Below are 21,977 nucleotides of genomic sequence, written 5' to 3' on the forward strand. Positions count from 1 at the left end.
GGCGCCGCCGCGGGGGTGCGGCGGCCGCGCCGGCCCCCCGAGCCCCCGGGGTGCCGACACCGCGGTCCGCGCCACCGCGGGCGATCAGTGTCAGGTGGGTGAGATGTGCCCCGGGCGCCTCACGCGCCCGAGATGCCGCCGAGGCAGAACTGCCACACCTCGTCGACGGTCACCGGGTGGGAGTGGGTGTGCTGGGGGACGACGCTGGCGTGAGCGGCGAACATGACGGTCTGCATGAGCAGCGCGGCCAGCCGGCGGGGCTTGTCCGCGTGGATGCTGCCCGCCTCGGCGGCCTGCTCCAGCAGCTCGGTGAACAGGGTCAGCAGGGGCAGGTGCGCGGTGGCCACCTGGGCCGGGTGCTTGACCATCAGCTGCAGTGCGAAGTCGCTGAACAGGGGGCGCTGGACACCGGGGTTGGGCAGTGACTGCTCGAACAGCATCTCCACCGCGACACGCAGCCGGGGCAGCGCCTCCTCGGTGCCCGAGGTGGCCTCGCGGATCTCGGCCGCCGACTTGGACAGGGCGTCCTCGAACAGGGCGAGCAGCAGCTCGTGCTTGCCGTCGAAGTGCTGGTAGAAGCTGCGCAGCGACTGCTTCGAACGGTCGACGACCTCCTGGACGGTGAAGTCCGTCGTCCCCTTCTCCGCGATGAGTTCCTGTGCCGCGTCGAGGAAGCGCTGAACGCGTTGCTCGGCGCGCTGTTTGGCGGCACGGGTGGAACGCTCGACGGCGCGCTGGCGCCAGGCTGGCTCTTCGGGGATGGCGGTCACCTGTAGAACGATACTGCACTTCAGCGGTAATCAGGCGAAGCTCCCTACCGAATGACGCACCGCAACTTTCGAGACCCTTACTTGCTTGGAATGAGAATGTTATTCTCACCTCCATCACGGGCGTACCGGTCGCGGACGTCCTTAGCAGTGCCCGCGCGACATCGAGTTGTCGAAACGAGGGTCGTCTGACATGGCATGGGACTTTTCCACCGAGCCCGAGTTCGAGGAGAAGCTGGAGTGGATCAGGAGGTTCCGCGCCGAGCGCGTGGACCCACTGGACCTCCTCCACCCCGACCGGGCCTACCACCCCCTCGACGACGAGACCGGCCCGGTCGTCCGGGCGCTGAAGCAGCAGGTGCGCGACCAGGGGCTGTGGGCCCCGCACCTCGGCCCCGACCTGGGCGGCCGAGGCTTCGGACAGCTCAAACTGGCCCTCATCAACGAGATCCTCGGTACGTCGAGCTGGGCACCCGTCATCTTCGGTACGGCGGCCCCCGACACCGGCAACGCCGAGATCATCGCCCGCTACGGCACCGAGGAGCAGAAGGCCCGCTATCTCCGGCCGCTGCTCGAAGGCGAGTGCTTCTCCTGCTTCTCGATGACCGAACCGCAGGCCGGCGCCGACCCGACGATGTTCACCACCCGGGCCGAGCGGGACGGCGGCGACTGGGTCATCACCGGCCGCAAGTACTTCTCCTCCAACGCCCGCACCTCGACGTTCGTCATCGTGATGGCGGTGACCGACCCGGACGTCAGCCCGTACAAGGGCATGTCGATGTTCCTGGTGCCGAGCGACACCCCGGGCATCCGGATGGAACGGAACGTCGGGCTGCTCGGCGAGGGCCCCGAGGACGGGATGCACGCGCTGATCGCGTACGACGGGGTCCGCGTCCCCGGCGACGCGCTGCTCGGCGGGGAGGGGCAGGCGTTCACGATTGCGCAGACCCGGCTGGGCGGCGGGCGCGTCCATCATGCGATGCGGGTCGTGGGGCAGTGCCAGCGGGCACTGGACATGATGGCCGAGCGGGCGCTGTCCCGCGAGACACAGGGCAGCCGGCTGGCGGACAAGCAGCTGGTGCAGGCCGATCTCGCCGACTCCTACGCGCAGTTGACGCAGTTCCGGCTGTTCGTCCTCTACACGGCCTGGCAGATCGACCAGTACAACGACTACAAGCGGGTCCGCAAGGACATCGCCGCGATCAAGTTCCTGACGCCGAAGGTGCTGCACGACGTCGTCTACCGATCGATGCATCTGCACGGAGCCCTGGGCGTCTCCAACGAGATGCCCTTCGCCGACATGTGGACCGGCGCGGCCGTCATGGCCGTCGTCGACGGACCGACGGAGGTCCACAAGATCACCGTGGCCCGCGACCTCCTGCGCGGCTACGAGGCCACCCCCGGACTCTGGCCCACCCAGCATCTGCCCGCACGCCGGGAGTGGGCCCGCAAACAGCTGGAGGACATGTGAACACCGAGTCCCTCGCCCGCTGGCTGGACGGCCAGGACATCGCCCCCGGCGAACCCGTCGAGGTCTCCCTCATCTCCGGGGGCACCTCCAACGACATCTACGAACTCCGGCGCGGCGACCGCCAGTTGGTCCTGCGCAAACCGCCCGAGAAGGTCCCGCCGGGCCGCAACGAGACCATGCTGCGCGAGTTCCGGGTGCTGAACGCCCTGAACGGCACGGACGTTCCGCATCCGGAGGCCGTCGCGGTGTGCGAGGACACCGACGTCATCGGCTCCTGCTTCTACCTCATGGACCATGTCGACGGCTGGTCTCCGATGAACGTCGAGGGCGGCTGGCCCGAGCCCTTCAAGAACGACCTCGCCTTGCGCCCCGGTCTCGCCTACGAGCTGGTGGAAGGCATCGCCCGGCTCGGCAACGTCGACTGGCGGGCACAGGGGCTGGAGGGATTCGGGCGCCCCGACGGCTTCCACGACCGTCAAGTCGACCGCTGGCAGGCCCACTTGGCGAAGTTCTCGTTCCGCGAGATACCTGGGCTGGATGCGGCTGCCGGCTGGCTGCGCACGCACCGGCCGAGCCACTGGACCCCGGGGATCATCCACGGCGACTACCAGTTCGCCAACGTGATGTTCCAGCACGGTGCCCCCGCCCGCCTCGCCGCCCTCGTCGACTTCGAGATGGCCACCGTCGGCGACCCACTGCTCGACCTCGCCTGGGTGATCATGGGCTGGCCGGACGCCGACGAGGACCGCACGCAGAAGGGGTACGTCAGCTACGAGGGCATGCCCGACCGGGCCGACCTCCTGGAGCACTACGCCAAGGTCAGCGGCCGGGACGTGAGCGAGATCGACTACTACGTGGTGCTGGCCCGCTTCAAGATGGCCATCGTCCTCGAAGGCGGCTACGCCCGGCACGTCAAGGGCGAGGGCGGCAACCCGAAGATGGCCTACTACGGCGACACGGTCCTGACGATGGCCGCCCAGGCCGCCGAACTGGCCGCGACGACCCGGCTATGAGGGCCGCCCGCTGTCACACCGTCGGCGGCCCGGTGGTCGTCGAGGAGATCCCCGAACCGCAGGGCGAGGTGCCGGTCGACGTGCACTTCGCGGCGGTGAACTTCGCCGACGTGCTGGTGATCGAGGGCGCCTACCAGGTGAAGGCCGAGGTGCCCTTCACCCCCGGGAGCGAGTTCGCGGGCGTGGTCGCCCGGGACGGGCACGGCTTCGGCACGGGTGAGCGGGTCTTCGGCTCCGCCTTCGTCGGCGCCTTCGCCGAACGTGTCGCCGTCCCCGCGACCAGCCTCCACCGCATCCCCGACTCCGTGCCCATGGCACGCGCGGCGGCCTTCGGCGTCTCCCACGCCACCGCCTTCAACGCCCTGCGCCTCGTCGCCGACGTGCGCGAGGGCGAGCGGGTCGCGGTGCTCGGCGCCGCCGGCGGGGTCGGCCTCGCCGCCGTCGAACTCGCCCTGCTGCTGGGCGCGGAGGTGATCGCCGTCGCCTCCAGCGAGGAGAAACGCGCCGCCTGCGCCAAGCTCGGCGCCCACACCGTCCTGCCGTACGAGAACCTGAAGCGCGCGCTCCAGGAGGCCGGCGGCGCCGATGTCGTCGTCGACCCGGTCGGCGGGCCGCACTCCGAACAGGCGCTGCGCGGGATGCGCTGGGGCGGCCGGTTCGTCAGCGTGGGGTTCGCGAGCGGGGAGATTCCGGGTATCCCGCTGAACCTGGCGATGCTCAAGGGCGTCACGATCCACGGCTTCGACTTCGGCGGCTGGGCCCGGCACGACCGGCAGAAGCTGACGGCCGCCCGCACCGAACTGCACCGCCTGTTCGCCGAGGGGGCCATTCACCCCCGTATCCACGCCGTCCACCCGCTCGACGAGGTGGGGGCCGCGCTGCGGCTGGGCCGCGGTGCCATCGGCAAGGTCCTTCTGGAGGTCGCCCGTGGAGTTTGAATTCGACGAGGACCAGCGCATGCTGCAACGCCTGGTCCGCGAGACGGTGGCCAAGTCACGGGCGCTGCCCGAGGACCAACTCTGGTCCACCTACCTGGAGTTGGGCTGGCTGGAGGCCGGTCCGGTGGAGCTGGCGATCATCCTGGAGGAGCTGGGGTACGCCGCCGATCCGACTCCGTTCCTGGCCACGGCCACCTGGTTCGCACCGGTGGCCGGTCGGCTGCCGAACGGGTCGGGGACGGCGGTCTTCGACGGCGTCGGGGAGTTCGTCCTCGACGGCGACCGGGCCGACGAGATCGCGCTCGTCACCGCGGACGGCGTGGTCGTACGGGACGGCGGTGAAGTGCGCGCCGAGCGGGTCGCCGTATTCGACCCGACGATCCATGTGGCCCGGGTCGACGCACCCGAACTGGTCGCTGATGTACCGGAGTTGGCGTTGATGGGGTTGGCCGTCTCCACTGTCGGCAGCTGTCGGCGCATCCTCGATCTGGTGGTCGCGCATGTGAAGCAGCGGCAGCAGTTCGGGGTACCCATCGGGTCGTTCCAGGCGGTCAAGCACAAGGCCGCCGACATGTATGTGGCCATCGAACGGGCGCGGGCGCTCGCCCTCTACTCCGCCCTCACCATCGCCGAGGACGACCCGGAACGGACGAGGGCCGCCGCGATGGCCAAGGCGGCGGCGGGGGAGTGTCAACGGCTGTGCTTCCAGGGCGGGTTCCAGCTGTTCGGCGCGATGGGCTACACCTGGGAGAACGAACTCCAGATCCACCTCAAACGGGCCAAGGCCGGTGACCTGCTGCTGGGGACGGCGGCCGTGCACAGGAGGGCGTTGCTGGTATGAGACTCGCCGCCGACCCCGAGATCGAGGAGTTCCGGGCCGAGTTCGCCGCCTTCCTCGACGCGAACCTGCCCACCGCCGAGGAGGCCGTGCCCCGGGCGAAGTCGAGCGCGGACGTGCCTCCCTGGGCGCGGAAGTGGCAGCGGAAACTGTTCGACGCGGGCTGGCTGGTGCCCGGAAACCCGCCCGAGTACGGCGGGCGTAACGCCACCCTGCCCCAACTGCTCGCCCACGCCGAGGAGATGTCCAGGCGCCGGATCTACCACAGCTTCAACCCGCAGGGCGTCGGCATCATCGCCGCCTCCATCCTGAGCTTCGGCACCGAGGAGCAGAAGCGTCGGTGGGCCGCGCCCATCCTGCGCGCGGAGCTGACCGCCGCCCTCGGCATGAGTGAGCCGGGGGCCGGGTCCGACCTCGCCGGGCTGCGGACCCGTGCGGTCCTGGAGGGCGACCACTTCGTCGTCAACGGGCAGAAGGTGTGGACCTCGGGGGCGCACGACGCGGATGTGCTGCTGACGTTCGTACGGACCGATCCGTCGGCGCCCAAGCACAAGGGGATCAGCGTGCTGATCATCCCCACCGACACGGAGGGCGTGGTCAGGCGGCCCTTCGGGTCCATCGCGGACCCGGACGACTTCGACTTCAACGAGGTGTTCTTCAGCGACGTCCGCGTGGACCGGGAGAACCTGATCGGCCCGCTGAACGAGGGCTGGAAGGTGGCGAACGGCTCGCTCGGGCACGAACGGACCCTGCTGTGGCTGAGTTACGCCGAACGCCTTGAGGACCTGATCAGGGACGCGCCGAGCGACGAGGAGTGGTACGCCACGCTGCTGATGGACTTCCAGGCGCTGAAGCTGCTGGGCTACCGCCAGCTCGGCGCCGACCGGAACCCGGCCGAGGTGTCCGTGCTCAAGCTGTTCGGCTCGGAAGCCGTGCAGAACGCCAGCCTGCGTGCCCTGGAGGCGCACGGCACCGAGGCGCTGCGGCACCCCGCCTCGACGGCCCCGCACTGCCACATGAACATGGAGGTGTTCTCCTCCAGCTGGTTCGAACGGTATGCGCGCAGCTTCGGCGGGACCATCGCCGGCGGCACCTCCGAGATCCAGCGCAACATCATCGCCGAGCGCATCCTCGGCCTGCCCAGATAGCCGCCGGGACCGACAAGGAGCACGCGCATGGACCAGATTCTGTACGAGGTCAAGGACCGGGTCGCGGTCATCACGCTCAACCGGCCCGAGGTCGCCAACGCCCAGACGATGTCGCTCCTCGACGACCTGGACGCCGCGTGGAGCCGGGCGGCGGCCGACGAGGACGTACGCGTCATCGTGCTGCGCGGCAACGGGAAGCACTTCTCCGCCGGGCACGACCTGAAGGACCGCTGGCCGGGCCCGAAGGAGATCACCCTGGAGTGGATCTACAACGCGGAGACGCGCCGGTATCTGGACTACACCCTGCGCTGGCGCAACATCCCCAAACCGTCGATCGCCGCGGTGCAGGGCAAGTGCATCGCGGGCGGGCTCATGCTCTGCTGGCCCTGCGATCTCATCGTGGCCGCCGAGAACGCCGAGTTCTCCGACCCCGTCGTACATATGGGCATTGGGGGCGTCGAATACCACGGCCACACCTGGGAGTTGGGCGCCCGCAAGGCCAAGGAGATCCTCTTCACCGGGCGGGCCGTCACGGCGGCCGAGGCGGAGAAGGCCGGCATGGTCAACCAGGTCGTCCCGCTCGACGAACTCGACGCGGCCACGATGGATCTGGCCGACCGCATCGCCCAGATGCCGCCCTTCGGGCTCCGCCAGGCCAAGCGGGCCGTCAACCAGACCCTCGACGTGCAGGGCTTCTACGCGGCCGTCCAGTCGGTGTTCGACATCCACGAGACGGGACACGGGAACGCGCTGAGCGTGAGCGGGTATCCGGTGCTGACCCGGCTGGAGGGCATGAAGGAGCACATCAAGAGCCAATGAGGTCGTGAAACGCGAGCGGGCCGCTCGGCGGGGGTGGGCGATACCCCGCTGAACGGCCCTTTCGCATGGCTGGAGTCGGGTCTGGCTGGTGTCGGGTCACTGCGGCTCGTTGCGGAAGACCTTGCCCCCCTTCATCACGAACCGCACGTCGGCCAGCACCGACATGTCCTCAAGGGGGTTGCCCGGTACGGCGATCAGGTCTGCGAGCAGGCCCTTCGTGACGCGCCCGCGGTCGTCCGCGTCGATCAGCTCGGCCGCGTTGACGGTCGCCGCACGTAGCACCTCCAGCGGCTCCATGCCCCGCTCGACGAGGGCAACCATCTCCTGCGCGCCCCGCCCGTGCGGGATCGCCGGCGCGTCCGTGCCCACCGCGATACGGACGCCCGCCTTTGCGGCCCTGGCGACGACGGAACGGGCGTGCGGGAACACCTCGGCGGCCTTGGCGCGCAGTTCGGGCGCGGCCCGGGACACGTCCATGCCGTCGATCAGCGCGGTCGTCGGGACGAGGAAGGTGCCGCGCGCCGCCATCAGCTCGATGGTCTCGTCGTCCAGCAGGAAGCCGTGCTCGATACAGTCGATGCCCGCCTCCACCGCCGCCCGCACCGCGTCGGCCCCGTGCGTGTGCGCGGCCACCTTCAGCCCGCGCCGGTGGGCCTCGTCGACGATCGCCCGCAACTCCGCGTCGGAGTAGTGCTGCGCGCCGGGGGTGCCCGTGTGGGACATGACACCCCCGGAAGCGCAGACCTTGATGAGCCGCGCCCCGTGCTTGATCTGGTACCGCACGGCCCGGCGCACCTCGTCGACCCCGTTGGCGACGCCCTCTTCCACGGAGAGCGGCATGATGCCGGGGGCCAGCGCGCCGAACACGCTCGGGTCCAGATGACCGCCGGTCGGCGTGATGGCGTGCCCCGCGGGGACGATCCGGGGCCCCTCGATCCAGCCCGCGTCGACGGCCTTGGCGAGGGCGACGTCCAGCAGATAGCCGCCGGTCTTCACGAACAGCCCGAGGTTCCTGACCGTGGTGAAGCCCGACCGCAGGGTGCGCCGGGCGTTGCCCACGGCCCGCAGCATGCGCAGCGGCGGGTCGTCCTGGACCATCGACAGGACCGGGGTCTCGCCCCGGCCGCCCATGAGGAGGTTGACCTCCATGTCCATCAGGCCGGGCAGCAGGGTGACGTCTCCCAGATCCAGTACGTCACCGTCCGGTACGCCGTTCCCGGCGCCGACCCGCGCGATGCGGTCCCCGTCGACATGGACGAGGCCCGGTTCCTCGAACTCCCCGGTCTCGACGTGCAGTACACGCGCCGCCTTGAGTATGACCACGACCGGTCAGACCTTGGGTTCGACGACGAGGTCCATGTAGGCGGCCCCGCTGTCCGGTACCCGGGCCTGCTTCCAGACCTCGACCGGGAACGAGACGTTCACCAGGGCGAACATCAGCAGGAGCAGATTGCGCTCCGGCTCGGGCAGTTCGTCGAGGGGGAACGCGTCGAGGTGGTCGGAGGCCCGCTCCAGGAACGGGAAGGCCACGTCGTAGAAGGCCTGCATCTCCTCCATGGAGCTGGCCAGCCGCTTGCTGTAGCGCTCCCGTTCGGTCTCCAGGACCCATGCGCTGAACGGTTCGAGCGTCGCGAACTCACTGGGCAGCATCGGTGTGCTCCTTGACGTGGTCGGCGACCGTCTTGTGCAGATGGCGGAGCAGCAACTCCTGGTCGCAGAGCGGGAACTCGGTCACGACCCGGCTCTTGAGCATGGTCTGGGTGGCCTCCAGGGTGTTGCCGTCCTGGAGGGCGTACTCCTTGAACGTCACCGCCGCGAGTTCCTGCTTCAGCCGCTCCCGAGCCGTCTTGGCGGGCACGAAGTACAGGTTGGCCTCGAAGATGTGCTTGTCCACGGCCGTCGGCCAGTAGTGGTACGTCAGGTACCAGCCGGGCTTCCAGATCAGTAGCGTCATGTTGGGGAAGAACTCGAAGGAATCGTTCCCCCACGCCCGGTGCCCGCCCGGGTTGAGACCGGGGGGAAGAGGGTCGAGCCCCTCGATGTCGGGCGCCTCCCACGGGCCGAACAGGCCGCTGCGCAGGACGCGTTCGATGGGCTTGACGATGCTCAGGTCCTTGGGCGGAGACATGCCTCCCCAGGACGAGATCATCGAGTGGGGGCTGTGGATCTCGTAGTGCAGCGCCTCGTACCCGACGTTGAAGAGCTTGTCGGCCTCGTCCTTGACGGCCTGCTTCATGTGCAGGACGGGGGCGTGGTAGAACTCCGCGAACGCGTCGATGAACAGCTTCCAGTTGCTGCCGATCTCGGCCTTGTACGTGAAGACCTCGGTCATCTCGTGGAAGGGGTAGCCCTCCAGGCCCTTGGCCAGGTCGCCGAGGTACTCCCGCAGCGGCAGGGCGTTCGGGTCGAGGTTGACGAAGACGAAGCCTTCCCAGACCTCGCAGCGGACCTGCTTGAGGCCGTAGTCGGACTTGTCCAGGTCGAAGAACTCCTGCTCCTGCTGGACGAAGGTCAGATCGCCGTCGAGGCTGTAGCGCCAGGCGTGGTACTTGCAGGTGAACTGACGGCAGTTGCCCTTGACCTCCTCGCCCGGGAAGTCGTTCCACACCAGCTTGTTGCCGCGGTGCCGGCAGAGGTTGTGGAAGGCGCGGATCTCCTTGTCCTTGCCCCGCACGATGATCAGCGAGGTGTCCGCGACCGCGAGCTCCTTCGTGAAGTAGCTGCCGGTCCTCGGCACCTGCTCCACGCGCCCGACGTTCAGCCAGGTCCGCTTGAAGACGGCTTCCCGCTCGGCCTCGTAGTACGCGGGGTCGATCGAGTCCTCGTAGTTCACCGGACTCGTGCCCAACTCGGGGTACTGCTCGGTCCAGCTTCCTGCCGCCGGCTTGGCGAAGTGTGGCATGATCACTCCCTTCTCCAAAATGAGAATAGCATTCTCAAGACTGGCTATTGAAGTTCTCTTCCGGGATTCCTGGATCCGGCTCCACCTCGAAGGTGTTGAGGGCTGTGGCCAGCAGGCCGTACGTGCCGACCGTGAACACCAGGTCCATGAGCTGGTGGTCGTCCAGGTCCGCGCCGAGCTCCTGGTAGGTCGCGTCGGACAGGCGCGAGTCCGCCTCCAGTTCGTCCACGGCCCGGTTGAGGAGTGTGGGGGCGCCGGTCCGGACGAGGTCGATCTCCTCGTCGGTGACTCCGGCCCGCCGGGCGATCAGGACGTGCTGCGCCCACTCGTACCGGCACCGCCGACGCCACGCCACCCGCAGGACGGCCAGTTCGCGGGTGCGTTTCGGCAGCGTCGATTCGACGAGCAGGTACGTGTTGAACGCGAGGAACGCCTTGGCCAGTCGGGGATGCCGGGCGAGCAGCCCGAGTGCGTTCGAGGGCGGTTTCCGCGGGTCGGGGGCCGAGGAGCCCAGGGCCTTCAGGTACTCGGCGTGGGGGAGGGGGGTGATGCGGTGCGTGCGGTTCACGTGTTGCGCCCGCCGTTCACTCCGAGGATCTGCCCGGTGATGTACCCGGCCTCCTCGGAGATGAGAAACGCGCAGGCCGCGGCGATGTCCTCGGGGCGGCCCACCCGCCGTACGGGAGTGCGCTGGATGTGTTCCTCGACGGTCCCGCCGAGCAGTTCGCGCGACTCCGCCTTGCGCAGCATGGGTGTGTCGATGAAGCCGGGCGGCACCGCGTTGACGGTGATGCCGGCCGGGCCCAGTTCGAGTGCGAGCGACTTGGTCAGGCCGTTGACCGCCGACTTGGCCGCGACGTAGTGCGTCATGAACTGCTGCCCGGACTGGGCGCTGGAGGAGGAGATGTTGACGATGCGCCCCCAGCCGGCTTCCAGCATGTCGGGCAGTACCGCCTGGACGCAGTGGAAGACGCTGTTGAGGTTGACGTCGACGACCCGCTGCCAGGCGGCGAACGTCAGATCCTGGAAGCGCTTGTAGCCGGCCGCCCCGGCCGCGTTGACCAGGACGGTGACCGGCCCGAGCCGTTCCCGGACGGCGGCCAGCGCCTCGTCCACCTGGGCCCGGTCGGTGACATCGGCGATCTGGGAGAGCACCGGTGCCGAGCCGGAGGGGTTCAGGTCGAGGGTCGCGACGTGATAGCCGTCGGCCTTCAGCCGCTCGGCGACGGCCAGTCCGATTCCGGAGCTGCCTCCGGTGACAACTGCGGTCTTCATGCGGTCTCCCACGTTGTGCGGTCGCTGGTCTGCCGGTCGTGAACCGCGGCCGGACTCGACGCCCTCGTGTCGATCATGAAAATATCCCTTCCGTGAATGAGAATGATATTCTCACCGCTGGCCACCGGGAAGTGTCGTGCGGATCTCGTGTCAGTGGCTAGGGGCTTGAGGTCGCCCGCAGGGGGTTCGCCGCTCGCCTGCAAGTCACTGTGATGCTGCACATTCTCGTGTTCGGATGGTTGATTTGCTGAAAGTGAGAATGTAGTTTCCGCCACGTTGGGGCAAGCCGTCCATCCAGCAAGGAGACAGGATGCGGTTCCAGGACAAGGTGGCGATCGTCACCGGTGCGGGGCAGGGAATCGGTGAGGACTACGCCCGGGCGCTGGCCGCCGAGGGGGCCCGCGTCGTCGTGGCCGAGATCAACGAGGACCAGGGGAAGCGGGTCGCCAAGGACATCGACGGGGCGATCTTCGTCAAGGTCGATGTCGGGGACCCGGAGTCGGCCGAGGCGATGGCCGCCGCCGCGGTCGCGGAGTTCGGCCGGATCGACTACCTGGTCAACAACGCCGCGATCTACCACAGCATGAAGCGCGAGGGCATCACCACCGTCGACCTGGGCTACCTCAACCGCTTCCTCCAGGTGAACCTGATGGGCGCGGTGTACTGCACCAGGGCGGTCGTCCCGCACATGACCGAGGGCGGCGCGATCGTCAACCAGTCGTCCACCGCCGCCTACATGGTCTCCGGGTACTACGGGCTCGCCAAGGCCGGCATCAACCACCTCACCGCCTCGCTCGCCGCCGAACTCGGCGGCCGCAACATCCGGGTCAACGGCATCGCCCCCGGGCCGACGGACACCGAGGCCACCGGCACCATCGTGCCGAAGGAGCACCGGGACGCGATGGCGCAGCGGCTGGCGCTCGGGCGGATGGGACAGCCGGGCGATCTGACACCCACCGTGCTGTTCCTGCTCTCCGACGCAGCGGGCTGGCTGACCGGCCAGGTCATCGCCGTCGACGGCGGCCAGGGGGTCCGGCTGTGAGGCGGCAAGTCAGCGACGTACAGGGGGTTTCGCGGTGAAGCAGCTGCTCATCGACGGTCAACTCGTCGGAACCGAGAAGACCTTCCCCTCGCTCGACCCCGCCACCGGCGAGGTCCTCGACCAGGCCCCCGACGCCACGGTCGCCCAGGCCGAGGCCGCCGTGGCCGCCGCGCGACGCGCCTTCGACACCACGAGCTGGTCGACCGACGTCCAGTTCCGCATCCGGTGTCTCGACCAGCTGCACCAGGCGCTGACCGACCACCTGGAAGAGCTGCGCGAGCTGACGATCGCCGAGGTCGGCGCGCCCCGCATGCTCACCTACGGCCCCCAGCTCGAGGACCCCGTCAAGCTGGTCCGCTACTACGCCGACCTGCTGCGCAAGTACCCCCTGACCGAGGATCTCGGCGAGGTCGAGAGCCGGGGGCAGCGCCACCGCCGCTGGGTGGAGAAGGAAGCCGTCGGGGTGGTCTCCGCGATCATCGCGTACAACTACCCCAACCAGCTGGCCCTCGCCAAGCTCGCCCCCGCGCTCGCCGCCGGCTGCACGGTCGTCCTCAAGGGCGCCCCGGACACCCCCCTGACCACCCTGTTCCTCGGCGAACTGATCGCCGAGCACACGGACATCCCGCCCGGCGTGGTCAATGTCCTGACGTCCTCCGCGGTCGAGGTCGGCGAGGTGCTCACCACCCACGCCGACGTCGACATGATCTCCTTCACGGGGTCCACCGCCACCGGCCGGAAGATCATGGAGGTCGCGAGCCGCACGGTGAAGAAGGTCTTCCTGGAACTCGGCGGCAAGTCCGCCATGATCATCCTCGACGACGCCGACTTCGCCACCGCCGCCATGTTCGCGGCCGGCACCATCTGCTCCCACTCGGGACAGGGCTGCGCGCTCACCACCCGGCTCCTCGTGCCCCGGGCACACCACGACGAGATCGTCGAGAAGGTCGCCGCCGGCCTTGCCCGGATGCGCATGGGCGACCCCGCCGACCCCAAGACCTTCGCCGGCCCGCTCATCAGCGCCAAGCAGCGCGACAAGGTCGACGGCATGGTCCAGCGGGCCGTCGCGGCGGGCGCGAAACTGGTCACCGGCGGCGCGTTGGTCGACCCCGGCTTCTACTTCACGCCCACCCTGCTCACCGACGTCGACCAGGACAGCGAGATCGCCCAGGACGAGGTCTTCGGACCCGTGCTCGCGGTCATCCCCTACGACGACGATGACGACGCCGTCCGCATCGCCAACAACTCGGTGTTCGGTCTGTCCGGCGGGATCCAGAGCGCGGACGAGGAGCGGGCCATCGCGCTGGCGCGCCGCATCCGCACCGGCACGTTCAGCATCAACGGCGGCAACTACTTCGCCGCGGACGTCCCGTTCGGCGGCTACAAGCAGTCCGGTATCGGCCGCGAGAGCGGGGTTCCCGGACTAGAGGAGTTCCTGGAGTACAAGTCCTTCGCGGCGGTTGTCCGATGAGGCCGCTGGAGGGAATCCGCGTCCTCGAAGTCGCCATGTACGGCTTCGTCCCCTCGGCGGGCGCCGTCCTCGCCGACTGGGGCGCCGACGTCATCAAGGTCGAACACGCCGTGAACGGCGACCCGCAGCGCGGCCTGCGGCAGACCGGCACGTTCGTCGTCGAGGGCGACCCGAACCCCAACGTCGAGCACGCCAACCGGGGCAAGCGCAGCCTGGGCCTCGACATCTCCAAGCCCGAGGGCCGCGAGGTGCTGTACGACCTGGTCCGGCGCGCGGACGTGTTCCTGACCAGCTTCCTGCCCGGGCACCGCGAACGGTTCGGCATCGACGTGGACGACATCCGCGCCGTCAACCCGGACATCGTCTACGCCCGGGGCAGCGCCCTGGGACCACGCGGCCCCGAGGCGGTCAAGGGCGGCTACGACATGACCGCCTTCTGGTGCCGGGCCGGCACCGCCGCCAGCATCACCCCGGCCGGCACCGAAGGCATGATCAGCCCGCCCGCACCCGCCTACGGGGACACCATCTCCGGGACGAACCTCGCCGGCGGAATCGCGGCGGCGCTGCTGCGACGCGAACGCACCGGCGAACCCTCGGTCGTCGACGTCTCCCTGCTCGGCAGCGGCGTCTGGGCCATGGGCCACGCCACCGCGCTCTCCCTCCACCTGGGCCGGCCCTGGGCGGCGCCACCGGCCGGCGCCCACGGCTCACCGGCCAACCCCCTGTCCGGGCTGTACATCACCGCCGACGGCCACTACCTGACCTTCGTCATGATGCAGCCCGGCAAGTTCTGGGCCGACGTGTGCCACCACATCGACCGCCCCGAACTCGCCGACGATCCCCGCTTCGCCACCGCCGAACTCATCGCCGCCAACACCGAACAGGCCGTCAAGATCCTGCGCGAGGTGCTCGCGGGCCGCACGCTCGCCGAGTGGACGGAACGCTTCGCCACCCTCGCCGGACCCTGGGCCCCCGTACAGAACACCCTCCAGGTCGGCCAGGACGCACAGGTCCGGGCCAACGAGTACCTGGTCACGGCCGGCGAGCTCGAACTAGCCGCCAGCCCCGTGCAGTTCGACGTCACCGCACCCGTACCACTCGGGCCCGCGCCCGAGTTCGCCGCCCAGACCGAGGAGATCCTTCTCGAACTGGGCCTGGACTGGTCCCGCATCCTCGAACTGAAAGAGGCGGGCGCGGTCACCTGATCACCGCACCTGGGTGATCACCGCAGTTCCAGCACACAACTCCATCAGGAGGACCGATGAGACGTCTGCTCATCGCGACCGCGCTCGTCCTCGCCCTCGCCGGGTGTTCCGACCGCTCCACCCCCGCAGCCAGTGCCGGTGGGCCCTCCGCAGCCGCGTCCGGTGCCGCTGCGAACGCGGACTTCGGAACCCTCAAGAACGTCTGCCACTCCGGCAGCCCCAAGTCCGTGACGCAGCAGGGAGTCACCGACAGCGAGATCAAGGTCGGTGTGTTCAGCGACGTCGGATTCACCAAGAACCCGGAGTTCGTGAACGCGGCCAAGGTGTTCACCTCCTGGTGCAACGCCGCCGGCGGCATCAACGGCCGCAAGATCGTCTCCGTCACCCGCGACTCCAAGCTCATGGAGGTCCAGCAGCGGATGATCGAGGCCTGCCGGGACGACTTCGCCCTCGTCGGCGGCGGCGCCGCCTTCGACGGCACCGGCGTCAAGGAACGGCTGAGCTGTCTGCTGCCCGACTTCCCCGCGCAGTCCAGCACCGTGACCGCTCTCGGGGCGGACCTCCAGGTGGTGGCCCAGGGCGCCGGAGTCGGCTACGCGGCCTACGGCGGCTACTACACGTGGCTGATCAAGGAGGCCCACCCGGACTCCGCCGACCACGTCGGCATCATCTCCGGCGACGTTCCGCTCACCAAGGTCCTCGCCGAGCAGGCCAAGGAACTGATCCCGGCCATCGGTGGCAAGGTCGCCTACACGGACGTCTACCCGGCGGCCGGAGTCTCCGACTGGACGCCGTACGCGCAGACCATCAAGAGCAAGAAGATCAAGGGCCTCATCTTCAACGGGCAGTTCAGCCAGCTCGCCAAGCTGGAACAGGCGCTCGCCAACACCGGTTACCAGCTCGACTGGATCGACACCAACAACAACGCCTACGGCCCCGCCTTCCTCCAGCTGACCGGCGCCGCGCTCGCCACGCAGAACAACTACGCCGACCTCAGCGGCGTCACCCCGCTGGAGCAGGCCTCCACCAACCCGGCGACCAAGCAGGTCGAGGACCTGTTCGCCCAGTACGCGCCCGACGCCGAGGTCACCCTGCCCACGCTGCGCTCCTTCACCGCCTGGCTGCTGTTCGCCACCGCGGCCGGCGAGTGCGACGAGCTGACCCGCACGTGCCTGTACGAGAACGCGACGAAGCAGTCCGCGTGGACGGCGGGCGGACTCCAGGCCCCGATGGACCTGACGAACGTCACCAACCCGCCCAAGTGCTTCAACGTGGTCAAGGCGACCGAGAAGGGCTGGACCGTCGCCGATTTCCAGCCGGATCAGGGCTCCTACCGGTGCGACACACCGGCGTACAAGTACAAGAAGTCCTATGGCGAGCCGATGACGCTCGCCGACGTCGGCAAGTCCATGGCGGATCTCAAGTAGCGGAAAGCCACGGGAAGTTGCCGGAAAGCAGCGGCAGGAAGGAAACAGGCCGTGAAGGTACGGGTCGACCCGGAGCGCTGCCAGGGGCACACGCTCTGCGCCATGCAAGCACCGAAGGTGTTCGAGCTCAGCGAGATCGACGGGCACTCGTCGGCGATCAACGAGGAGGTTCCGGACGACCAGCAGGACCAGGTCGTCGAGGCCGTCAGGTCCTGTCCGGAACGCGCGATCTTCGTTTCCTGAGGGGAGAAGCAACACGATGACCACGGACGACGACGCCGACCGCAAGAAGCACACTGTCCACTTCGACCGGCACACCCCCGAGTACCGGCACCAGTTCACCGAGACCACCCACGAGTTGCAGTCCAAGTGCCCGATCGCCTGGACCGAGACGCACGGCGGCCACTGGGTCGCCAGCGGCAACCGTGAGGTCTTCGAACTGGCCAGGGCCGCCGAGTTCATCTCCAACGACCACGACGTGAAGGGCGAGCGGCGCGGATACCAGGGCATCACCATCCCGCCACCGTCCAAGGAACGGGGGCAGGTCCAGGGCGGGTTCCTGGAGATGGACCCGCCGGAGCAGCGCCACTACCGCCAGGCGCTCAACCCCTACCTCTCCCCGGCGGCCATCAGCCGCTGGATCCCGGTCATCGACGAGGTCGTGCGGGCCGCGATCGACGAGAAGATCGAGGAAGGGCGGATCGACTTCGTCGACGACCTCGCCAACGTCGTGCCGGCCGTCCTCACCCTGGCGATGATGGGCATCCCGCTCAAGGACTGGACCGTCTACAACGAGCCGGCCCACGCCTCCGTCTACACCCCGCCGAACTCGCCCGACATCAAGCGGGTCGCCGAGATGGCCCGGAACATGGGCATCGGCCTGGCCACGGCCATCGCGGAGATCCGCGCCCACCCCAGGCCGGGCCTGGTGGACGCCCTGATCAACGCGGACATCAACGGCAGCACCCCGCCGGACAGTGAACTCCTGGGCGTACTCGCCCTGTTGATCGGCGGCGGCTTCGACACCACGACCGCGCTCACCGCGCACGCGCTGGAATGGCTGGGCGAGAATCCCGCTGAGCGGGACCGCCTCAGCCGCGAGCGCGACACCCTGCTGGACTCTGCCACCGAGGAGTTCCTGCGTTTCTACGCGCCCGCGCCGGGCGACGGACGCACGTTCTCCGCCGACTGCGAGATCGCCGGAACCCGGTTCAAGGAGGGTGAACGACTCTGGTTGTCCTGGGCGATGGCCAACCGCGACCCGTCCGTCTTCCCCGACCCCGACACCATCCACATGGAACGCCCGGCCAACCGGCACAGCAGCTTCGGCCTCGGAATCCACCGCTGCATCGGCTCCAACGTCGCCCGAACGGTCTTCAAACGCATGGTCACCCAGGTGCTCGACCGGATGCCCGACTACCGGTGCGACCCGGAGGGCACGGAGCACTACGAGACCATCGGCATCATCCAGGGCATGCGCCACCTCCCGGCCACCTTCACCCCGGGCCCCCGGCTCGGCGCCGGCCTCGACGAGACGCTGGAAAAGCTGCAACAGGTGTGCGACGAGCAGCGGATCGCCGAGCCGGTGACGGTACGCAAGACGAAAGCGCAGATCGCTGAATGAGCTCTGAGACACCCGACACGTCGGGGCGGGCCGCGCCGGAGATCACGGAGGAGAACGCCTTCTTCTGGACCTCCGGCGCGGACGGCCGGCTGCGTCTGACGGAGTGCGGGTCCTGCGCGGCCCTCATCCATCCGCCGCAGCCGGTGTGCCGCTACTGCCGCGGGCACGAGACCGGCGTACGAGCCGTCTCCGGCTTCGCGACCCTGATCGGCTTCACCGTCAACCACCGTTTCCCCGCACCCGGGTTGCCGACCCCGTTCGTCGTCGCCCAGGTCGCCGTCGAGGAGGACCCCCGGGTCCGCCTCACCACCAACGTCGTCCAATGCGAGCCCGAGCAGCTGAAGTTGGGCATGCGCATGGAGGTCGTCTTCGAGCGGGCCGGGGACGCCTGGCTGCCCCTGTTCCGCCCGGCCGCCGATCAGGAGTCACCGGCGCCCTTCCCCGCGGACGACGTCGAGCCGTCGCAGTTCCGGTCCCGGGTACGCCCGATGGTGACCCCGGAGAAGTTCGAGGACAAGGTCGCGGTCACCGGCGTCGGCGCCTCGCAGATCGGCCGCCGCCAGCTCGTCCCGCCGCTGTCGCTGACGGTGCAGGCCTGCGAACGCGCCGTCGCCGACGCCGGGTTGACCATGGACGACATCGACGGTCTGGCGTCCTACCCGGGTGCCGGGGCGTACGGCGGATTCGCCGAGGGCGGGGTGACCGCCCTGGAGTCCGCGCTGGGCGTCCGGCCCACCTGGTACAACGGCGGCAGCGAGACCTTCGGCCCCGGCGGCTCACTGATCGCGGCGATGCTCGCGGTCGCGGGCGGCCTCGCCCGGCATGTGCTGTGCTTCCGTACGGTCTGGGAGTCGTCGTACGGCGAACTGGTCAAACGCGGCCGGATCGCCCCGCCCGGCGGCAACGCGGCGGCGGGCTGGATGAAGCCCTTCGGCGCGTACTCGGCCGCGCACACCCTCGCCATGAACGCGCAACGCCACTTCGACCGCTACGGCACCACCCGCGAGACCCTCGGCTGGATCGCCCTCAACCAGCGGGCGAACGCCGCGCTCAACCCCACCGCGATCTACCGCGACCCGATGACCATGGACGACTACCTCCAGGCCCGGATGGTCACCACCCCCTTCGGCCTGTACGACTGCGACGTGCCCTGCGACGGATCGGTCGCCGTGATCGTGTCCGCCGTCGACGCGGCCCGGGACCTGGCCAAGCCGCCCGTCCTCGTCGAGGCGGTCGGCACCCAGCTCCTCGAACGCATCGAGTGGGACCAGAGCACCCTCACCCACGAACCACAGGTGCTCGGCCAGTCGGCCCACCTCTGGACCCGCACCTCGCTGCGGCCCTCGGACGTCGACATCGCGCAGCTCTACGACGGCTTCACCTTCAACTGCCTTTCCTGGATAGAGGCGTTGGGCTTCTGCGGGATCGGCGAGGCCAAGGACTTCCTGGACGGCGGCAAGAACATCGCACGTGACGGACTGCTGCCGCTGAACACCCATGGCGGGCAGCTCTCGCACGGCCGCACCCACGGTCTGGGGCTGGTCCACGAGGCGATCACCCAGCTGCGCGGGGAGGCCGACGCGCGTCAGGTGCCGGACGCCCGGGTCGCCGTGGTCAGTACCGGCGGACTCGCTCCCAGCGGTGCGATCCTCTTCCGGGCGGACGGATGACCGACGTCCAGCGCGTCGTCGTCGACGTGGACGGCATCGCCGTGTCGGCGCTGCTGTGCGAGGCACACCAGCCTCGTGCCGTCGTCCTCGCGCTGCACGGCGGGGCCGCGTTCTCGGGCTACTTCGACTACCCGGACCGGCCCCGGCTGTCACTGCTGCGCACCGGCGAGGCCCTCGGTTTCACCGTCATCGCCATCGACCGTCCCGGGTACGGCAGTTCGGCCCCGCGCGCCGACGAGTTCACGTCCGCCGAACGGCGCGTCGACGTCGCCTACGGGGCCGTCGAGCAGCTGCTGGCCTCGCGATCGCGCGGCGCCGGCGTCTTCGTGCTGGCCCACTCCATCGGCTCCGAACTCGGGGTACGCATGGCGGCCGACGAGCGGCGCGGACCGGACCTGCTCGGCCTGGAGATCGCCGGCACCGGACGCCGCCACCACGACGACGCGGCCGGAATCCTGGGCGACTGGCGACACCGGCCGTCCAACACCGGGGTGCGCAACCTGCTGTGGCAGCCGTCCCGTCTGTACGCGGACGACGTGGTCGGCGGCGCCCGCATCTCCTCGCGATCCCCTGCGTACGAGGGTGCGGTGGCCCGGAGCTGGATCGACACGTTTCCCCAACTCGCCCCGCGGATACGGGTCCCCGTCCGCTACACCCTCGGTGAACACGAACGGGTGTGGAGCAGCGGACCCTCGGCGCTCGCCGACATCGCCTCCCTGTTCACCGCGTCACCCCGGGTCACCGTGGACGAACAGGCGGGCGGCGGACACAACTTGAGCATTGGGTTGACCTCTTTGGCCTATCACCTCAAGGTGCTGTCGTTCGTGGAGGAGTGCGTGCTCGCACGCGAGGAAGCAGAAGCGGCTTCGGCGGCGCAAGTCGCCGAACGGCAGCAGGGGAGAGCAAGTTGACGAACGCGGAAGTGGTCGCGTTGCTGGTCGTACGGGTGGTCCTGGGCGTCATTATGATCGCGCACGGGTTCAACCACTGGCGGGGCGGCGGAAAGATCGAGGGCACGGCCCGCTGGTTCGGCGGGCTCGGACTGCGGCACGGCACGCTCCAGGCGTGGATGAGCGTGCTCACCGAGATCGGCGCGGGCGCGCTGCTGATCCTCGGCCTGTTCACCCCGCTGGCCTGCGCGGCGGTCATCTCGGTGATGCTGGTCGCGGGGCTGCTGGCCCACCGGACCAACGGGTTCTTCGTGTTCAAGGACGGCTACGAGTACGTCCTGATGCTGGCCGCGATCTCCCTGGCGCTCGGCGTCCTGGGGCCCGGCAAGGTCTCCGTGGACCATGCGGCGGACATCGAGGTCACCGGCTGGGCCGGCGGCGGCATCGCACTCGGGGTGGCCGTGGCGGCGACGGCGGGACTGCTGGCGGTGTTCTGGCGCCCCGAGCGGCCCGCGAAGGCGGCGGAAGCGTCGGTGTCCGAACCGGCCGGGCAGGAGGCCGGTTGATGCGGGTCGGATTCATCGGCCTCGGGAGCCAGGGCGGGCCCATGGCGCGGCGGATCGTCGACGCCGGATTCACGACGACCCTGTGGGCGAGGCGGCCCGCCGCGCTCGCCCCGTTCGCCGGTACACCCGCCCGACGTGCCGTGTCCGCCGCCGAGTTGGCCGGCGCCAGCGACCTCGTGTGCGTCTGTGTCGGCGACGACGCGGACGTCGAGGAGGTCCTCGTCGGCGACCAGGGTGTGCTGACCGGACTCCGCCAGGGCGGGGTGATCGCCGTGCACAGCACCGTCCACCCCGACACCTGCCGCCGGCTCGCCGACCGGGCCCGGCTGCGCGGGGTCGCCCTGGTCGACGCACCGGTCAGCGGAGGCGGCACGGCGGCGGCCGAGGGACGGCTGCTGGTGATGGTCGGGGGCGACTCCGGGACCGTCGCGTTCTGCCGGCGCGTGTTCGAGACGTACGGCGATCCGGTCGTCCACATGGGCCCGCTGGGGTCGGGGCAGGTCACCAAGCTGCTTAACAACGCCCTGTTCACGGCGAATCTGGCGACCGCGGCCGACGTACTCGCCCTCGGGCGCACCCTCGACGTCGATCCGTCCGGTCTCGCCGGCGTCATCGCCCACGGCAGCGGGGCGAGCTTCGCGCTCGGCCGGGTCGCGGCGGCCGGCGGCACCCTCGACCGGATCGCCGCGCACGGCGGACCGCTGCTGCGCAAGGACGCCCGGCTGCTGGCGGACCTTGCTGAGGGGGCCGGTACCCCGGCGGGCGCGACGGTGATGCGGGCGGCCGACGACGCCCTCGCCCTCATGGCGCAGGGGGATCGGCCGGTCCGGGGAATCGTCAGGGGGCGCCGGGCCGGGTGAGTCCGTCTCCAAAAGCGGAAATGGCCTTCTCGCTAGCGAAGAGCATTGCTA

At 69.5% G+C, this 21,977-nt stretch carries 22 protein-coding genes; 16 read left to right on the forward strand and 6 right to left on the reverse strand.

Translation table 11 applies throughout. From position 1 onward, the window contains the following. Positions 1-119: 119 nt before the first annotated feature. On the reverse strand, positions 120-770 hold the full coding sequence (locus ACH4TV_RS13650; RefSeq protein WP_398397485.1) for a TetR/AcrR family transcriptional regulator: 651 nt from the start codon (positions 768-770) through the stop codon (positions 120-122). Positions 771-960: 190 nt separating this feature from the next. Between ACH4TV_RS13650 and ACH4TV_RS13655 the strand changes: the two genes are divergently transcribed. The 6 genes from ACH4TV_RS13655 to ACH4TV_RS13680 are packed head-to-tail and all read left to right on the forward strand — an operon-like array spanning position 961 to position 6,994. After that, complete coding sequence (locus ACH4TV_RS13655; RefSeq protein WP_398397487.1) at positions 961-2,238, forward strand: acyl-CoA dehydrogenase family protein; 1,278 nt, start codon at positions 961-963, stop codon at positions 2,236-2,238. Beyond that, a complete protein-coding gene (locus tag ACH4TV_RS13660) occupies positions 2,235-3,251 on the forward strand; it encodes a phosphotransferase family protein (RefSeq protein ID WP_398397488.1) in 1,017 nt (338 codons plus the stop codon). The genes ACH4TV_RS13655 and ACH4TV_RS13660 overlap by 4 nt, the downstream gene beginning before the upstream one ends. Further along, positions 3,248-4,189 carry an NADPH:quinone oxidoreductase family protein gene (locus ACH4TV_RS13665; RefSeq protein ID WP_398397490.1) on the forward strand — a complete coding sequence of 314 codons (942 nt, stop codon included), beginning with the start codon at positions 3,248-3,250 and terminating at the stop codon, positions 4,187-4,189. The genes ACH4TV_RS13660 and ACH4TV_RS13665 overlap by 4 nt, the downstream gene beginning before the upstream one ends. Next, positions 4,179-5,030 (forward strand): acyl-CoA dehydrogenase family protein, encoded by an 852-nt coding sequence (locus ACH4TV_RS13670; RefSeq protein WP_398397492.1) that lies wholly within the window; start codon positions 4,179-4,181, stop codon positions 5,028-5,030. Before ACH4TV_RS13665 ends, ACH4TV_RS13670 begins: the two co-directional genes overlap by 11 nt. Then, on the forward strand, positions 5,027-6,175 hold the full coding sequence (locus ACH4TV_RS13675; protein ID WP_398397494.1) for an acyl-CoA dehydrogenase family protein: 1,149 nt from the start codon (positions 5,027-5,029) through the stop codon (positions 6,173-6,175). Before ACH4TV_RS13670 ends, ACH4TV_RS13675 begins: the two co-directional genes overlap by 4 nt. Positions 6,176-6,202: 27 nt before the next feature. Then, positions 6,203-6,994, forward strand: a complete 792-nt coding sequence (locus ACH4TV_RS13680) for an enoyl-CoA hydratase (protein WP_398397496.1) — start codon at positions 6,203-6,205, stop codon at positions 6,992-6,994. A 96-nt stretch (positions 6,995-7,090) separates the two neighbouring features. Here the strand turns inward: ACH4TV_RS13680 and ACH4TV_RS13685 are convergent, their stop codons facing one another. From ACH4TV_RS13685 to ACH4TV_RS13705, 5 genes are read right to left on the reverse strand one after another with little or no spacing between them, the layout of a single operon-like run. Beyond that, the gene (locus ACH4TV_RS13685) at positions 7,091-8,317 is read right to left on the reverse strand and encodes an amidohydrolase family protein (RefSeq protein ID WP_398397498.1); all 1,227 of its coding nucleotides are present in this window, start codon (positions 8,315-8,317) and stop codon (positions 7,091-7,093) included. Between the two features lie 6 nt (positions 8,318-8,323). Beyond that, the gene (locus ACH4TV_RS13690; RefSeq protein ID WP_398397500.1) at positions 8,324-8,644 is read right to left on the reverse strand and encodes a hypothetical protein; all 321 of its coding nucleotides are present in this window, start codon (positions 8,642-8,644) and stop codon (positions 8,324-8,326) included. Beyond that, the gene (locus ACH4TV_RS13695) at positions 8,631-9,896 is read right to left on the reverse strand and encodes an aromatic ring-hydroxylating dioxygenase subunit alpha (RefSeq protein ID WP_398397502.1); all 1,266 of its coding nucleotides are present in this window, start codon (positions 9,894-9,896) and stop codon (positions 8,631-8,633) included. Before ACH4TV_RS13695 ends, ACH4TV_RS13690 begins: the two co-directional genes overlap by 14 nt. 34 nt (positions 9,897-9,930) lie before the next feature. After that, positions 9,931-10,464: a carboxymuconolactone decarboxylase family protein gene (locus ACH4TV_RS13700; RefSeq protein ID WP_398397504.1), complete on the reverse strand. Its 534-nt coding sequence runs from the start codon at positions 10,462-10,464 to the stop codon at positions 9,931-9,933. After that, a complete protein-coding gene (locus ACH4TV_RS13705; protein ID WP_398397506.1) occupies positions 10,461-11,171 on the reverse strand; it encodes an SDR family NAD(P)-dependent oxidoreductase in 711 nt (236 codons plus the stop codon). Before ACH4TV_RS13705 ends, ACH4TV_RS13700 begins: the two co-directional genes overlap by 4 nt. Before the next feature lie 310 nt (positions 11,172-11,481). Here ACH4TV_RS13705 and ACH4TV_RS13710 point away from each other — a divergent pair, with 310 nt between their 5' ends. From ACH4TV_RS13710 to ACH4TV_RS13755, 10 genes are read left to right on the forward strand one after another with little or no spacing between them, the layout of a single operon-like run. Continuing rightward, positions 11,482-12,213 (forward strand): SDR family oxidoreductase, encoded by a 732-nt coding sequence (locus tag ACH4TV_RS13710; RefSeq protein ID WP_398397508.1) that lies wholly within the window; start codon positions 11,482-11,484, stop codon positions 12,211-12,213. A gap of 34 nt (positions 12,214-12,247) precedes the next feature. After that, the gene (locus ACH4TV_RS13715; protein WP_398397510.1) at positions 12,248-13,684 is read left to right on the forward strand and encodes an aldehyde dehydrogenase family protein; all 1,437 of its coding nucleotides are present in this window, start codon (positions 12,248-12,250) and stop codon (positions 13,682-13,684) included. Then, positions 13,681-14,889 carry a CaiB/BaiF CoA transferase family protein gene (locus ACH4TV_RS13720; protein ID WP_398397512.1) on the forward strand — a complete coding sequence of 403 codons (1,209 nt, stop codon included), beginning with the start codon at positions 13,681-13,683 and terminating at the stop codon, positions 14,887-14,889. Before ACH4TV_RS13715 ends, ACH4TV_RS13720 begins: the two co-directional genes overlap by 4 nt. A 56-nt stretch (positions 14,890-14,945) precedes the next feature. Next, entirely contained in the window at positions 14,946-16,316 is a 1,371-nt protein-coding gene (locus tag ACH4TV_RS13725; protein ID WP_398397514.1) for an ABC transporter substrate-binding protein, read from the forward strand. A 51-nt stretch (positions 16,317-16,367) separates the two neighbouring features. Next, positions 16,368-16,559 carry a ferredoxin gene (locus ACH4TV_RS13730; RefSeq protein ID WP_398397515.1) on the forward strand — a complete coding sequence of 64 codons (192 nt, stop codon included), beginning with the start codon at positions 16,368-16,370 and terminating at the stop codon, positions 16,557-16,559. A gap of 16 nt (positions 16,560-16,575) precedes the next feature. Further along, positions 16,576-17,940, forward strand: a complete 1,365-nt coding sequence (locus ACH4TV_RS13735; protein WP_398397517.1) for a cytochrome P450 — start codon at positions 16,576-16,578, stop codon at positions 17,938-17,940. Then, positions 17,937-19,610, forward strand: coding sequence for a thiolase C-terminal domain-containing protein (locus tag ACH4TV_RS13740; protein WP_398397519.1), 1,674 nt, complete (start codon positions 17,937-17,939; stop codon positions 19,608-19,610). Before ACH4TV_RS13735 ends, ACH4TV_RS13740 begins: the two co-directional genes overlap by 4 nt. Further along, the gene (locus tag ACH4TV_RS13745) at positions 19,607-20,521 is read left to right on the forward strand and encodes an alpha/beta hydrolase (protein ID WP_398397521.1); all 915 of its coding nucleotides are present in this window, start codon (positions 19,607-19,609) and stop codon (positions 20,519-20,521) included. The genes ACH4TV_RS13740 and ACH4TV_RS13745 overlap by 4 nt, the downstream gene beginning before the upstream one ends. Further along, entirely contained in the window at positions 20,518-21,066 is a 549-nt protein-coding gene (locus ACH4TV_RS13750; protein WP_398397523.1) for a DoxX family protein, read from the forward strand. Before ACH4TV_RS13745 ends, ACH4TV_RS13750 begins: the two co-directional genes overlap by 4 nt. Next, the gene (locus tag ACH4TV_RS13755; RefSeq protein ID WP_398397525.1) at positions 21,066-21,926 is read left to right on the forward strand and encodes an NAD(P)-dependent oxidoreductase; all 861 of its coding nucleotides are present in this window, start codon (positions 21,066-21,068) and stop codon (positions 21,924-21,926) included. The genes ACH4TV_RS13750 and ACH4TV_RS13755 overlap by 1 nt, the downstream gene beginning before the upstream one ends. Positions 21,927-21,977: the final 51 nt, after the last annotated feature.

Origin of the sequence: Streptomyces sp. NPDC020898, assembly GCF_044333925.1 — a bacterium.
GTDB lineage: Bacteria > Actinomycetota > Actinomycetes > Streptomycetales > Streptomycetaceae > Streptomyces.

Coding starts and splice junctions, on each gene's coding strand:
- ACH4TV_RS13655 (WP_398397487.1), top strand. CDS start 961: ATGGCATGGGACTTTTCCACCGAGCCCGAGTTCGAGGAGAAGCTGGAG.
- ACH4TV_RS13665 (WP_398397490.1), top strand. CDS start 3,248: ATGAGGGCCGCCCGCTGTCACACCGTCGGCGGCCCGGTGGTCGTCGAG.
- ACH4TV_RS13675 (WP_398397494.1), top strand. CDS start 5,027: ATGAGACTCGCCGCCGACCCCGAGATCGAGGAGTTCCGGGCCGAGTTC.
- ACH4TV_RS13680 (WP_398397496.1), top strand. CDS start 6,203: ATGGACCAGATTCTGTACGAGGTCAAGGACCGGGTCGCGGTCATCACG.
- ACH4TV_RS13690 (WP_398397500.1), bottom strand. CDS start 8,644: ATGCTGCCCAGTGAGTTCGCGACGCTCGAACCGTTCAGCGCATGGGTC.
- ACH4TV_RS13695 (WP_398397502.1), bottom strand. CDS start 9,896: ATGCCACACTTCGCCAAGCCGGCGGCAGGAAGCTGGACCGAGCAGTAC.
- ACH4TV_RS13705 (WP_398397506.1), bottom strand. CDS start 11,171: ATGAAGACCGCAGTTGTCACCGGAGGCAGCTCCGGAATCGGACTGGCC.
- ACH4TV_RS13710 (WP_398397508.1), top strand. CDS start 11,482: ATGCGGTTCCAGGACAAGGTGGCGATCGTCACCGGTGCGGGGCAGGGA.
- ACH4TV_RS13720 (WP_398397512.1), top strand. CDS start 13,681: ATGAGGCCGCTGGAGGGAATCCGCGTCCTCGAAGTCGCCATGTACGGC.
- ACH4TV_RS13725 (WP_398397514.1), top strand. CDS start 14,946: ATGAGACGTCTGCTCATCGCGACCGCGCTCGTCCTCGCCCTCGCCGGG.
- ACH4TV_RS13735 (WP_398397517.1), top strand. CDS start 16,576: ATGACCACGGACGACGACGCCGACCGCAAGAAGCACACTGTCCACTTC.
- ACH4TV_RS13740 (WP_398397519.1), top strand. CDS start 17,937: ATGAGCTCTGAGACACCCGACACGTCGGGGCGGGCCGCGCCGGAGATC.
- ACH4TV_RS13745 (WP_398397521.1), top strand. CDS start 19,607: ATGACCGACGTCCAGCGCGTCGTCGTCGACGTGGACGGCATCGCCGTG.
- ACH4TV_RS13755 (WP_398397525.1), top strand. CDS start 21,066: ATGCGGGTCGGATTCATCGGCCTCGGGAGCCAGGGCGGGCCCATGGCG.